This is a genomic window from Micromonospora sp. NRRL B-16802, from assembly GCF_001279555.1.
GTDB classification, from domain to species: Bacteria; Actinomycetota; Actinomycetes; order Mycobacteriales; family Micromonosporaceae; genus Micromonospora; species Micromonospora profundi.
Map to the genome: position 1 here is coordinate 120,702 of NZ_LGEB01000086.1, position 12,402 is coordinate 133,103.

Here is a 12,402-nt window from a genome sequence, read left to right on the forward strand (position 1 = left end):
CAAAAGCGTCATATCGCCATGGCGTTGAGTGACCAGTGCTGCTGTCGTCGGGGCGAGGGCCCGATCTGGTCACGCTGAGGAGTGTCACCATGCCGTCTTCGTGCTCCTGTCCGGCTCTGGCCACTGGTCGGTGGCGGTGGATGGGGATGGGGTGTGCTCGGGGTCGGGCCGGCCCGCGCGTGGACGGCTGAGGGCGGCCAGTACGTCGGCTCGCTCCGGTCGCGGCCGGGGCGCGTCGCCGGTCGGGGTCGACCCGGCGGCGGTCACCAGGGCGGCCAGCCCGGTGGTAAGCGGTACGGCGGCGATCAGGCCGAGCGTGGCGACCGCGCTGCGGACGATCTCCTGCGCCAGGAACTCGCTTGTCAGGATCTGTGTGATGGGTCGTGTGTCGGCGGTGAGCAGGAGCAGCAGCGGCAGCGAGGCGCCCGCGTACGCCAGGACGATGGTGTTGACCGTGGAGGCGATGTGGGCGCGGCCGACCCGCGTGGCCGCCCGGTAGAGCTGCAACCGGCTCAGCCCCGGGTTGGCGTTCGCCAGCTCGGTGACGGTGGCGGCCTGGGTGACAGTCACGTCGTCGAGTACGCCGAGTGAGCCGATGATGATTCCGGCGAGCAGCAGGCCGTGCAGGTCCACGTCGGCCTGGAACATCGACAGCGTGGTGGCGTCCTCGCTGCCGAAGCCGGTCAGGTTGGTGGCGGCCGTGGCGATTGTGGCGAGCACTCCGGTGAGGATCAGGCTGCCCAGGGTGCCGAGGACCGCGACCGAGGTCTGTGCGGTGACCCCGTGGGTCAGATAGAGCACCACGAACATGATGAGCGCGGCGCCGACCACCGCCACCAGCAGCGGTGACCCACCGGCGGCGATGCCCGGCAGCACGAAGGTGAGCAGGATGGCGAAGCTGGCCGCGAGCCCCGCCAGCGCGGCGAGGCCCCGCCACCGGCCGAACGCGACGATCGCGGCGGCGAAGACCACCGCCAGCCACAGCAGCGGCGTTCCCCGCTGGTGCTCGGCGATGTTCCAACTGCTGGCGGCGGGATCGGTCGGGTCGGTCAGCTCGACCATTATGACGTCGTCGCCGACCTCGACCCGGGGCGCGCCCGGCCCGGCGGGAATCGGGGTCTGGACCTGCTGGCCGGCGTTCGGCCCGTCCTCGACGCGGACGTCCACCGTGCCGCAGGGTCCGGCCGACGGGCCGCCCTCGGGTGCCGGCGCTGGCGGGCAGGGTTCGGTAACCACCCGGGTCACGGTGCCGTGGTACCGCGGCACGTCCGCCCCGCCATCGGTCTGCGGCGACCCGTCCCGTGGCCAGAGCACCACCGCCGCGAGGACGGTTGCCACGAAGAGCGGCACCACCGTCGCGACGAGGATCCGTCGCACCCGCGGCGGGGCGGGTGGCGCGGAATGGCTGTGGTCGGAACCCAATGCGAGACTCCCAACGATCCGGTGCGAAGTACGTGTCAGCGGAGCGGTCGGTTCACCGTCGACGGGGGAAACGCCGCGGGAAGCGCGCCGGATCGTCGCCCGGCGATCGTCCGATCACGGACGGTCAACGTCCGGCCCAGTCGACGGGAAGCGACGCCACGACGTGGTGGCGTCGCAGCCTGACTGCGCGGCGGCGTATGGAGGCTCATCCTGGGAGATGCTATCCAGCCCGTATCGGGGCGGCAGTTCGTGACGGGGTGTCGGATAAGCGAACCGCTCGCGCGGCAGCCCTCGGCCGGGCATGTTTGAGGCATGCCGCCTCTGTCACCACCCGACCCCGACCACAAGCGGCACGGCATCCCCGCCGCACACACCGGGCATGACAAGCACGCCGGGCATGACAAGCACGCCGGGCATGACAAGCACGCCGGGCACGATCCGGCGATGTTCCGTCGCCGCTTCTGGGTCTGCCTGGTGCTCACCATCCCGGTGGTGGTGACCAGTCAGCTCGTATCGGATCAGTTGGTTCTGAGCTGGGACTTCCCCGGCCGGTCCTGGCTGGGCCCGGTGCTCGGCTCGGTGGTGTTCTGGTGGGGTGGTTGGCCGTTCCTGGTGGGCGCGGTCCGGGAGGTGCGGGACCGGGCGCCGGGCATGATGCTGCTGATCGCGATGGCGATCACAGTGGCCTACACCGCGTCGCTGGCTACCAGCCTGGGTGCCTTCGACCTGGACTTCTGGTGGGAGTTGGCAGCGCTGGTCACCATCATGCTGCTCGGGCACTGGCAGGAGATGAAGGCCATCGGGCAGGCCCGGGGCGCACTCGCGGCACTGGCCGCGCTGCTGCCGGACGAGGCCGAGCGGGTGGCCACGGACGGGCAGGTCGAGGCGGTGCCGGTGACCGACCTGCGGGTGGACGACGTGGTGCTGGTCCGCCCGGGGGGTCGGGTGCCGGCGGACGGTCGAATCGTCGACGGCAGCGCGGAACTCGACGAATCGATGATCACCGGCGAGTCGCGGCCGGTCGCGCGGTCGGCGGGCGACCGGGTGGTGGCCGGCACCGTGGCCACCGACTCGGCGATCCGGGTACGCGTCGAGGCGCTCGGCGAGCAGACCGCGCTCGCCGGCATCCAGCGGATGGTCGCGCAGGCGCAGGCCTCCGGTGGCCGCGCGCAACTGCTTGCCGACCGGTTCGCCGCCGCGCTGTTCTACGTGGCCACCGGCACGGCCGTGCTGACAGTGCTGGTCTGGACGGCGCTCGGCCGGCCCGACGAGGCGGTGATCCGCGCGGTCACCGTCCTGGTGATCGCCTGCCCGCACGCGCTCGGGCTGGCCATCCCCCTGGTCGTCGCGCTGTCGACCGCGCTTGCCGCGCGGTCCGGGATCCTCGTCAAGGACCGGTTGGCGTTGGAGCGTATGCGCACAGTGGGCGCGGTGCTCTTCGACAAGACCGGCACCCTGACCCGGGGCGAGCACGTGGTCACCGACGTGGTGGTGGCACCGGGCACCGACCGGGACGAAGTGCTGCGCATCGCGGCGGGCGTCGAGTCCGACAGTGAACATCCCTTGGCCCGCGCGATCGTGTCGGCGGCCGGTCGCGCCGGCCCGGCTCCGGCTGCCGGATTCCGGTCGCTGCCGGGCCGTGGGGTGCAGGCCACCATCGACGGCGCGGAGTACGCGGTGGGCGGGCCGGCGCTGTTGCGGGAACGGGGACTGTCGCTTCCGGCGGACGTGGAGGAGGCGACCGGGCGGTGGTCGACGCGAGGTGCGGCGGTGCTGCATCTGGTACGGCTGCCGGAGACCGTGCTCGGCGCGTTCGCGCTTACCGACGAGGTACGTCCGGAGGCCCGTCGGGCCATCGACGAGCTGCGCGCCGAGGGTGTCCGGACGATCGCCATGATCACCGGTGACGCCCGCCCGGTGGCGGAGGCGGTCGCGGCGGAACTCGGCTTCCGGCCCGGAGTCGACGAGGTTTTCGCCGAGGTGCTGCCTGCGGAGAAGGACAGCCGGGTGGCCGAACTCCAGCGGCGGGGGTTGACAGTGGCGATGGTCGGCGACGGGGTGAACGATGCGCCTGCGTTGGCGCGTGCGGACGTGGGCATCGCCATCGGTGCGGGCACTGACGTCGCGATCGAGTCCGCCGGGGTGGTGCTGGCGTCCTCGGACCCGCGTGGGGTGGGTGCCGTGGTCCGCCTGTCCCGGGCGTCGTACCGGAAGATGCGGCAGAACCTCGCCTGGGCGGCCGGCTACAACGTGGTGGCGTTGCCGCTGGCAGCGGGAGTGCTGGCGGGGGCCGGTGTGGCGTTGAGCCCGGCGGTTGCCGCGCTGCTGATGTCGGCGTCCACCATCGTGGTGGCGCTCAACGCACAGTTGCTGCGCCGGGTCAGGCTCGGGCCGGCAGCGGACTGAGGGCCAACGGCGGGCTGGGAGCGAACCGGCGCGGCAGCGGGCTGAGGGCCGGCAGCGGGCTGAGGACCGTCAGCCGCGCTTCATGAGTCGTCCGACCGCCGCCATCATCTCGGTGGCCATCTCGTCGGCCCGGCCCTCGGCGGCACCCTCGTGCATGCAGTGCCGGGCGTGCCCGTCGAGCAGGCCCAGCGCCACCTTGTCGAGTGCGGCCTGGATCGCGGAGATCTGCGTGAGCACGTCGATGCAGTACCGGTCCTCGTCGACCATCTTCTCGATGCCCCGGACCTGCCCCTCGACACGGCGGAGCCGGGTGAGCAGCTGGTCCTTGCTGGCGGTGTACCCGCGGATCGGGGTCGGTGTGGTCATGGCGACCAGGATAGCTTACCCCTGGGGGGTATGGTACTGTCGCTCTCGCTGATACCCCCACCGGGTATCGGTACATCACAAACGCACGGGTCCGCCTTCGCCTTACCCCCCGGGGGTATATGGTCGGAGGTGACGGAGGGAGTTCGTTCGATGGTCAGCACGACGTACCAGGTGAAGGGCATGACCTGCGGGCACTGCGTCAGCGCGGTCAGCTCCGAGGTGGGTGCCATCGCGGGCGTGCACGACGTCCAGGTCGACCTCGCCAGCGGCCAGGTCACCGTCAGCAGTGAGCAGCCGGTGGCTGTGGAGGACATCCGGGCCGCCGTCGACGAGGCCGGTTACGACCTCGTCGAGGCGTGATCGAAAGGCGTGCGATGAACACGGTCACCAGACTGGGCGGCTTCGCCCTCGGTCTCGCGGCGGTCTTCGGCGCGGCGTACGGGATCGGCCGGGTCGCTGACCCGGCCGCCCCGGTCGCCGAGAGCCGCCACGACGGCGGTGCCGCACACGCCTCGGACCCCACCGAGCAGGGTGGGCACGACGAGGCGGCCGGGCTGCCCGGCGGCCTGCTCGTCTCCGACCGTGGCTACACCCTCGAACCGGTCGCCGCCCCGGCCGGCGAATTCGCCTTCCGGGTCACCGGGCCGGACGGCCAGCCGGTCACCCGGTACGACGTGGCGCACGACAAGCGCATGCACCTGATCGTGGCCCGGCGGGACCTGTCCGGCTTCCGCCACGTCCACCCCGACCTCGCACCGGACGGCACCTGGCGGGTCGACACCCCGCTGGCAGGCCCCGGGCAGTGGCGGGCGTTCGCCGACTTCACCCCGACCGGCGGTGAACCGCTGACCCTCGGAGTGGACGTGACAGTCCCCGGCGCGCTGACCGAGCGCCCCCTGCCTGCCCCGGCCACCAGCACCACCGTCGACGGCTACACGGTCACGCTGGCCGGTGAGCCGCAGCCCGGCCGCACCTCACCACTCACACTCACCGTCAGCCGGGACGGCCAGCCGGTCACCGACCTGGAGCCCTACCTGGGCGCGTACGGGCATCTGGTGGCGCTGCGCCGGGGCGACCTGGCGTACCTGCACGTCCACCCGGAGGGAGCGCCCGGCGACGGGCGGACCCGGCCCGGCCCGGATGTCACGTTCTTCGCCGAGGTGCCGTCGGTCGGCAGCTACCGGCTCTACCTGGACTTCCGGCACGGCGGTCGGGTGCACACCGCCGAGTTCACAGTCGTCGCCGGCACCCCGACGGCGGACGCCCCGACGACCGGCGCCGAGCCCACCCCGAGCGGATCCGCGCCGGCCGACCACGGCACCCCCGGCCACGGGCACAACTGACGGGACGGACGATGACCACCACAAGTAGACCGCTGCCCGAGGCGCCGAACCGGATCGAGCTGGCCATCGGCGGGATGACCTGCGCCGCCTGTGCCGCCCGGATCGAGAAGAAGCTGAACCGGATGGACGGGGTCAGCGCCACAGTCAACTACGCCACCGAGAAGGCCACCGTCCGGTACGCCGACGCTGTCACACCTGACGACCTGATCGAGACCGTGCAGAAGACCGGCTACACGGCCGCTGTGCCGTCGCCGCCCGCCGCCACCGAGGAGCCGGTCGACCCGCTGAAGGGGCCGCGTACCCGGCTGTGGGTCTCCGCGGTGCTCACCGTGCCGGTGATCGTGCTGGCAATGGTGCCGCCCTGGCAGTTCGACTACTGGCAGTGGCTGTCGCTGGTTCTGGCCGCCCCGGTGGTGGTGTGGGGTGGGTTGCCGTTCCACCGGGCAGCCTGGACCAACCTGCGGCACGGCGCGGCGACGATGGACACTCTGGTGTCGCTCGGCACCCTTGCCGCGTTCGGCTGGTCGCTGTGGGCGCTCTTCCTCGGCGACGCCGGGATGCCGGGGATGACGCATCCGTTCCGCTTCGACATCACCCGCAGCGACGGCGCCGGCAACATCTACCTGGAGGCGGCCGCAGGGGTGACAGTGTTCATCCTGGCCGGCCGCTACTTCGAGGCACGGTCCAAGCGGACCGCCGGGGCAGCCCTGCGCGCGCTTCTCGAACTCGGCGCCCGGGACGTGGCGGTGCTGCGGGACGGGGTGGAGACCCGGATCCCTGTGGAGCAGCTCGCCGTCGGTGACCGGTTCGTGGTCCGCCCGGGTGAGAAGATCGCCACCGACGGGGTTGTCGACGAGGGCACCTCCGCCGTCGACGCCAGCATGCTCACCGGTGAGTCGGTGCCGGTCGAGGTCGGCCCGGGTGACGGCGTGGTCGGTGCCACGATCAACGCGGGCGGACGCCTTGTCGTCACCGCCACCCGGGTCGGCGGGGACACCCAGCTCGCCCGGATGGCCGACCTGGTCGAGCAGGCGCAGAGCGGCAAGGCGGCCGTGCAGCGGCTCGCCGACCGGATCTCCGGTGTCTTCGTGCCGATCGTCATCACCCTCGCGGTCGGCACGCTCGGCTGGTGGCTCGGCACCGGCGCCGGCCCGACCGCCGCGTTCACCGCAGCCGTCGCCGTGCTGATCATCGCCTGCCCCTGCGCGCTGGGCCTGGCCACCCCGACCGCCCTGCTCGTCGGCACCGGCCGGGGCGCCCAACTCGGCGTGCTGATCAAGGGACCGGAGGTGCTGGAGTCGACCCGCCGGGTCGACACCGTGGTGCTGGACAAGACCGGCACCGTGACGACCGGCCGGATGACGCTCGTGGACGTGGTGCCGGCCAGCGGCGACGACCGCGCCGAGTTGCTCCGGCTCGCCGGGGCGGTGGAGGCCGCCTCGGAGCACCCGATCGCCCGTGCGGTCGCCGCCGGTGCCGCCGAGGCCGGCGTGCTGCCCCCGGTGACCGACTTCGCCAACCTCGAAGGACTTGGCGTCACCGGGACGGTCGACGGTCGGGTAGTGCTGATCGGGCGGCCCCGGCTGCTGCGCGAACGCGACATCGACGTACCGCCGGAGATCGAATGGGCAGTCAGCGAGGCGGAGGCCGCCGGTCGTACGGCGATCGTCGCCGGCTGGGACGGGCGGGCCCGGGGCGTGCTCGCGGTCGCCGACGTGGTCCGGCCGACCAGCCGGGCGGCCGTGGCCCGACTGCGTGACCTGGGGCTCACCCCCGTCCTGCTGACCGGGGACAACACCACAGTGGCCCGCGCTGTCGCCGCCGAGGTGGGCATCGACGAGGTGATCGCCGAGGTGCTGCCGGCCGGCAAGGTCGACGTGATCAAGCGGCTGCAGGCCGAGGGGCGCTCGGTGGCGATGGTCGGTGACGGGGTCAACGACGCTCCGGCGCTGGCCCAGGCCGACCTCGGTCTGGCAATGGGCACCGGCACCGACGTGGCGATCGAGGCGTCCGACCTCACACTGGTCCGGGGTGACCTGGACGCGGCGGTGGACGCCATCCGGCTGGCCCGGCGCACGCTCGGCATCATCCGGGGCAACCTGTTCTGGGCGTTCGGCTACAACGTGGCGGCTCTGCCGCTGGCCGCCGCCGGCCTGCTCAACCCGATGATCGCCGGTGCCACGATGGCGCTGTCCTCGGTGTTCGTGGTGGCAAACAGCCTGCGCCTGCGGAGGTTCCGCTCGGCCGCCGGTGATCTGTGACGGCGGTAATGGTTGGACCGGAGATGCCCGGGGTACTTCTGGTGGCGAAGCGACACTCGCAATGGAGGTTGACATGGGTATCGACGACAAGATCAACAACACTAGCGAGAACGCGGCCGGCAAGCTGAAGGAAGGCGCCGGTCGGGCCACCGACAACGAGCGCTTGGAGGCCGAGGGTCGCGCCGACCAGTCCACGGCCAAGCTCAAGCAGGCCGGCGAGAAGATCAAGGACGCTTTCAAGAGCTGACGTACGACGTAACCCGCACGCCGGGCCGGTGATCATTCACCGGCCCGGCGTGCTGTGTGTCCGGCCCTCTCCCGCAGGCGTGCTCACGACCGCCGGGTGGCGCGTACGACGACGTCGTGAAGCGTCTTCTCCTGGCCCCCCGGGCCGGTGACCGTGCGGTGGTGCTCCTCGGCGGTGAGGATCTCCCAGGTGGTGCTGTCCAGGCCGGCGGTGATGTCGGCAAGGGTGACCGATGCCTCCGCGGGTGGGTGGTGCCCGTGCCCGGTGGCGCCGGGTGCGTGCAGGTGCCCGACGATCAGGAGGGTGCCGCCGGGCGCCACCCAGGTGGAGATGCGGTCGTAGAAGGCCAACTGCGGCATCGCCGGGTGCGCGTAGTGCGTCGTCACCAGGTCGAAGCGCGCCTCCGGAGCCCACGCCGTCAGGTCCGCCTCCACCCATCGCACCCGCTCGGACACCCCGCTTGCCGTCGCGCGTTCGGCGGCGACGGCGAGGGCAGCCGATGCGATGTCGACGGCGGTGACCTGCCAGCCGTGCGAGGCGAGCCAGATCGCCTCCGTGCCGGTGCCGCACCCGGCGTCCAGTGCCGTGCCCGGCGTCAGCCCGGAGGTCTCCTCGGCCAGGTACGGGTGCGGGTCGCTCGTGCCAACGGCACCGCCATGATGGCCCTCCTGCCAGCGTCGCTCCCAGTAGGCCCTGTCGAAATCGTGCTGCTCGCTCATCTGGCTGCTCCTTCGCGCGTCACAGGCGAACTGTGACCGGAGTCGGAGTGGCCCGCAAAGGTTCTTGCCGAATGGCAAAATCGGCGGCATGGACGAGCATCCGGCCGACACGCTCGACGCGGTCGGGCCGAGACTCAAGCACCTTCGGCTCCGCCGCGACCTCACGCTCACCGACCTCGCCGAGGAGACCGGCATCTCCGCGAGCACGCTCTCCAGGCTCGAAGCCGGCCTACGACGCCCGACGCTCGAACAACTCCTTCCACTCGCTCGGGTCCACGGCGTGACCCTCGACGAACTCGTCAACGCGCCACCGACCGGCGACCCCCGCATCAACCTGCGCCCTATCGCCAACGGCGACGGATCGACGGTCCTGCCCCTGACCCGCAGGCCCGGCGGCATCCAGGCGTACAAGTTCGTTCTCCCCGCCGGTGCCGACGACCGGGAGCCCGACCTGCGCACCCACGAGGGCTACGACTGGGTCTTCGTCCTCAACGGCACGCTGCGCCTGGTGCTCGGCGAACACAACCTCATCCTCAAGCCCGGGGAGGCCGCCGAGTTCGACACCCGTACCCCGCACTGGTTCGGTGCCACAAGCGCCGGTCCCGTGGAGTTCCTCAGCCTGATCGGCAAGCAGGGCGAACGCGCGCACGTCCGCGCCAGACCGAAACCCGGTTAGCGCAGGACCCGGTAGGTCACGTGCGTGACGGTCGGCCCGGCCACCACCGCCACCTGCTCCAGGCGCAGAGAATCGAGACCGTCGAGAAGCTTCTCGCCGCCTCCGAGAATGATCGGCACCAGGTGCAGTTGCAGGGTGTCGATCAGCCCGGCGGTCAGGTACTGCCGTACGGTGCTCGCCCCACCCGCGATCGCCACCCGCCGGTCGCCCGCCGCCTCCCGCGCCTGCCGCAGCGCCGACTCGATTCCGTCGGTGACGAATCGGAACTCCGTGCCGCCGTTCATCACCAGCGGCGTCCGGGGGTGGTGGCTGAGCACGAACACCGGGGTACGGAACGGGGGCTCGTCGCCCCACCAGCCCTGCCACGCCTCGTCCCAGTCGCCGGCACCCCCGCCGAACATCCGCCGACCCATGATGTACGCGCCGATATCGCGGGTCATCTCGTCGACGACCTCCGCGTCGATGTTCCGTTCGCCGCCGGTCAGCCCGTGCTGGGCCCGCCAGTGTCCAGGCCGAAGACCCACTCGTGCAGCTGGAGACCTCCCCGACCCAGCGGGTCCTGCAGACTCTGGTCCGGCCCGGCCACGTACCCGTCGAGCGAGATCGACAGCTGACTGATCACCATGCTCATGTCCTTTCGGTTCGGCCGCTTCTACAACTCCGAACAAGCCCGCAGGTAGGCCTTACCGGCCTTTCTGCATCACTACAATCACCACCGACCCCACATCGCCACCGGCGGCCTACCACCCATCACCAGGTTGATTAACGTCCCTGGACAGCACACCTAGAGCGACGTGTTGGCTTCTGTCGCGTCGGCGGGCGCCCGCATAGCGCCCTGATCGCGTATCCGGGACACGGTCGCCCGCAACCCGCCGCCGTGGATCCGCCTGAGCGCCGATGTCGACTGCTCCTCGCGCCGACCCACCGCAAGTTGGCCGCCCATACCCATGCCCATACCCATGCGGGCCCTGTCGAGCTGCCCACCAATGGGGCGGGAGACCCTCCACCAGAGCAACGCCGCGCCCCCAGATGTTTGCGAGCCCTGTCGAGCTGCCCCACCAATCGGGCGGGCGACTCCCTCCACCGAGCTGCCCCACCAATCGGGCGGGCGACTCCCTCCACCGAGCTGCCCCACCAATCGGGCGGGCGACTCCCTCCACCGAGCTGCCCCACCAATGGGCCGGCGACTCCCTCCACGGAGCTGCCCCACCAATGGGCCGGGCGGCCTCCTCCACTCCAGCGGCGACATGCCCCAGATTTGGGGCAGCTCGACAGGGCCCTACAACAGGTACCAAGGGGGCGGCCACGGCGGCGTGGCAAGCACGATGGGACGGGCCGCCCCTCGGCGGACTCATCGTGGCGGGGTCATTCTCGCGGCCTTCAACTCCAGATAGCGCTGCTCGGGCAGGCTCGTGGTGCCGCGTGCCGCCGCCAGGTACGCGTCCCGCGCCGCGCCGGGCTCACCGGCCATCTCCAGCAGGTGCCCCCGGACTGCGGCGAGCCGGTGGTGCCCGGCGGTGCGCTCGTCGGCGTCCAACTGCGTGAGCAGGGCGAGCCCGGCCCGTGGTCCGTCGGCCATGGCCACCGCCACCGACTCGTTGAGGGTGACCATCGGGTTCGGCGCGATCCGGGCCAGCAGCCGGTACAACGCGACGATCTGCCGCCAGTCCGTCTCCGCCGCCGTCGGCGCCTCGGCGTGCACGGCCGCGATGGCCGCCTGGAGCTGGTACGGGCCGGGCGGCGACCAGGTCAACGCCTCGGTGATCAGGGTGACCCCCTCCGCGATGGCTGTCGCGTCCCATCGGGTGCGGTCCTGCTCGGCCAGCGGCACCAATTCCCCGTCCGGGCCGAGCCGGGCCGCCCGGTGCGCGTCGGTGAGCAGCATCAACGCCAGCAACCCGGCCACCTCGCCGTCGTCGGGCAGCAACCCGTGCAGGATGCGGGCCAGCCGGATCGCCTCGCCGGTCAGCTCGGCCCGGTGCAGGTCCGGGCCACTGGACGCGGTGTATCCCTCGTTGAAGATCAGATAGAGCACCCGGAGCACAGTGCGCAGCCGCTCGTCCCGCTCACCCGGCGCGGGCATCGTGAACCGGGCACCGGCGGCCTCGATCCGCTGCTTGGCCCGGCGGATCCGCTGGCTCATCGTCGCCTCCGGAACCAGGTGCGCCCGAGCGATCTGGGCCGTACTCAGACCGCCGACAGCCCGGAGGGTGAGCGCCACCTGCGCCGAACCGGCAAGCGCCGGATGGCAGCAGAGGAACAGCAGAGTGAGGGTGTCGTCGGAGTCCGCCACCGCCGGCTCCGAGTCGGCCGCCGGCGCCATTGCGGCGTACGCCGGCTCACGCAGCGCCACCGCCACCTCGCGGGTCCGACGGGCGCTGTCGCTGCGCCACTCGTCGGTGAGCCGGCGGGTGGCGACGGTGAGCAACCACCCGCGGGGGTTGTCCGGTACGCCCTGCTCGGGCCACTGTGTCGCAGCGGCGAGCAGTGCCTCCTGGACCGCGTCCTCGCACCTGTCGAACTGGCCGTGCCGGCGGACCAGCAGGCCGAGGACCTGCGGCGTGAGCGCGCGCAGCAGATCCTCGACCGTCCGGTCCCCGGTCACATCTCCGTCCCGGCCTCGTCCATGATCGGGCGGACCTCCATGACGCCGCCGAAGCGGACGTCCGGCCAGCGTGCGGCGATCTCGGCGGCCCGCTGCGGGCTGTCGCAGTCGACGGTCAGGTAACCGGCGAACTGTTCCTTGCTCTCCATGAACGGCCCGTCGACGATCTCGGGTTTGCCGCCCACGGCCCGGACGGTCAACGTCTGCGACGGGTCGGCCAGCGCCTGGCCGGCGACCCACTCGCCGCTCTCGGCCAGCTCCTTCATGATCTCGTCGACCTCGCCGAACAGGGCGGTGCGGTCCTCCTCGGAAAGCTCCTCGGTGAAGCCGGGCCGGTTCCAGATCAGCAGCATGTAC

13 protein-coding genes are annotated in these 12,402 nt (G+C 71.7%); 6 read left to right on the plus strand and 7 right to left on the minus strand.

Annotated features, from left to right (window positions below; genetic code table 11):
- Positions 1-84: 84 nt before the first annotated feature.
- On the minus strand, positions 85-1,422 hold the full coding sequence (locus ADK66_RS23680) for a YibE/F family protein (RefSeq protein WP_053658926.1): 1,338 nt from the start codon (positions 1,420-1,422) through the stop codon (positions 85-87).
- A 312-nt stretch (positions 1,423-1,734) separates the two neighbouring features.
- Here ADK66_RS23680 and ADK66_RS23685 point away from each other — a divergent pair, with 312 nt between their 5' ends.
- Entirely contained in the window at positions 1,735-3,828 is a 2,094-nt protein-coding gene (locus tag ADK66_RS23685) for a heavy metal translocating P-type ATPase (RefSeq protein WP_082377626.1), read from the plus strand.
- 69 nt (positions 3,829-3,897) lie between these two features.
- Here the strand turns inward: ADK66_RS23685 and ADK66_RS23690 are convergent, their stop codons facing one another.
- Positions 3,898-4,194: a metal-sensitive transcriptional regulator gene (locus ADK66_RS23690; protein ID WP_053658928.1), complete on the minus strand. Its 297-nt coding sequence runs from the start codon at positions 4,192-4,194 to the stop codon at positions 3,898-3,900.
- Positions 4,195-4,344: 150 nt separating this feature from the next.
- Between ADK66_RS23690 and ADK66_RS23695 the strand changes: the two genes are divergently transcribed.
- The 4 genes from ADK66_RS23695 (at position 4,345) to ADK66_RS23710 (ending at position 8,045) form a co-directional block, all read left to right on the plus strand.
- Complete coding sequence (locus tag ADK66_RS23695; RefSeq protein WP_053658930.1) at positions 4,345-4,554, plus strand: heavy-metal-associated domain-containing protein; 210 nt, start codon at positions 4,345-4,347, stop codon at positions 4,552-4,554.
- Positions 4,555-4,568: 14 nt separating this feature from the next.
- Positions 4,569-5,537, plus strand: a complete 969-nt coding sequence (locus ADK66_RS23700; RefSeq protein WP_053658931.1) for a hypothetical protein — start codon at positions 4,569-4,571, stop codon at positions 5,535-5,537.
- Between the two features lie 11 nt (positions 5,538-5,548).
- The gene (locus ADK66_RS23705) at positions 5,549-7,798 is read left to right on the plus strand and encodes a cation-translocating P-type ATPase (protein ID WP_053658933.1); all 2,250 of its coding nucleotides are present in this window, start codon (positions 5,549-5,551) and stop codon (positions 7,796-7,798) included.
- A gap of 73 nt (positions 7,799-7,871) precedes the next feature.
- Positions 7,872-8,045: a CsbD family protein gene (locus ADK66_RS23710; RefSeq protein WP_053659429.1), complete on the plus strand. Its 174-nt coding sequence runs from the start codon at positions 7,872-7,874 to the stop codon at positions 8,043-8,045.
- An 83-nt stretch (positions 8,046-8,128) separates the two neighbouring features.
- On the opposite strand, the gene ADK66_RS23715 is transcribed toward ADK66_RS23710, so the two are convergent.
- Positions 8,129-8,764, minus strand: coding sequence for a class I SAM-dependent methyltransferase (locus ADK66_RS23715; RefSeq protein WP_053658935.1), 636 nt, complete (start codon positions 8,762-8,764; stop codon positions 8,129-8,131).
- An 88-nt stretch (positions 8,765-8,852) separates the two neighbouring features.
- On the opposite strand from ADK66_RS23715, the gene ADK66_RS23720 reads away from it, so the two are divergent.
- Positions 8,853-9,440 carry a helix-turn-helix domain-containing protein gene (locus tag ADK66_RS23720; protein WP_053658938.1) on the plus strand — a complete coding sequence of 196 codons (588 nt, stop codon included), beginning with the start codon at positions 8,853-8,855 and terminating at the stop codon, positions 9,438-9,440.
- On the opposite strand, the gene ADK66_RS23725 is transcribed toward ADK66_RS23720, so the two are convergent.
- From ADK66_RS23725 to ADK66_RS23740, 4 genes are all read right to left on the minus strand, one after another.
- A complete protein-coding gene (locus ADK66_RS23725; RefSeq protein WP_231640164.1) occupies positions 9,437-9,964 on the minus strand; it encodes a dihydrofolate reductase family protein in 528 nt (175 codons plus the stop codon). The two genes, ADK66_RS23720 and ADK66_RS23725, sit on opposite strands and share 4 nt — an antisense overlap.
- Positions 9,922-10,065 (minus strand): hypothetical protein, encoded by a 144-nt coding sequence (locus tag ADK66_RS32395; protein WP_231640165.1) that lies wholly within the window; start codon positions 10,063-10,065, stop codon positions 9,922-9,924. The genes ADK66_RS23725 and ADK66_RS32395 overlap by 43 nt, the downstream gene beginning before the upstream one ends.
- A gap of 726 nt (positions 10,066-10,791) precedes the next feature.
- Entirely contained in the window at positions 10,792-12,045 is a 1,254-nt protein-coding gene (locus tag ADK66_RS23735; protein ID WP_053658941.1) for an RNA polymerase sigma factor, read from the minus strand.
- Positions 12,042-12,398, minus strand: a complete 357-nt coding sequence (locus ADK66_RS23740) for a YciI family protein (protein WP_209274626.1) — start codon at positions 12,396-12,398, stop codon at positions 12,042-12,044. Before ADK66_RS23740 ends, ADK66_RS23735 begins: the two co-directional genes overlap by 4 nt.
- Positions 12,399-12,402 lie beyond the last annotated feature (4 nt).

Excerpts from the sequence above, each read along its gene's own strand:
- ADK66_RS23715 (WP_053658935.1), bottom strand. The coding sequence starts at position 8,764 with ATGAGCGAGCAGCACGATTTCGACAGGGCCTACTGGGAGCGACGCTGG.
- ADK66_RS32395 (WP_231640165.1), bottom strand. The coding sequence starts at position 10,065 with ATGGTGATCAGTCAGCTGTCGATCTCGCTCGACGGGTACGTGGCCGGG.
- ADK66_RS23710 (WP_053659429.1), top strand. The coding sequence starts at position 7,872 with ATGGGTATCGACGACAAGATCAACAACACTAGCGAGAACGCGGCCGGC.
- ADK66_RS23695 (WP_053658930.1), top strand. The coding sequence starts at position 4,345 with ATGGTCAGCACGACGTACCAGGTGAAGGGCATGACCTGCGGGCACTGC.
- ADK66_RS23740 (WP_209274626.1), bottom strand. The coding sequence starts at position 12,398 with ATGCTGCTGATCTGGAACCGGCCCGGCTTCACCGAGGAGCTTTCCGAG.
- ADK66_RS23685 (WP_082377626.1), top strand. The coding sequence starts at position 1,735 with ATGCCGCCTCTGTCACCACCCGACCCCGACCACAAGCGGCACGGCATC.
- ADK66_RS23690 (WP_053658928.1), bottom strand. The coding sequence starts at position 4,194 with ATGACCACACCGACCCCGATCCGCGGGTACACCGCCAGCAAGGACCAG.
- ADK66_RS23720 (WP_053658938.1), top strand. The coding sequence starts at position 8,853 with ATGGACGAGCATCCGGCCGACACGCTCGACGCGGTCGGGCCGAGACTC.
- ADK66_RS23700 (WP_053658931.1), top strand. The coding sequence starts at position 4,569 with ATGAACACGGTCACCAGACTGGGCGGCTTCGCCCTCGGTCTCGCGGCG.
- ADK66_RS23705 (WP_053658933.1), top strand. The coding sequence starts at position 5,549 with ATGACCACCACAAGTAGACCGCTGCCCGAGGCGCCGAACCGGATCGAG.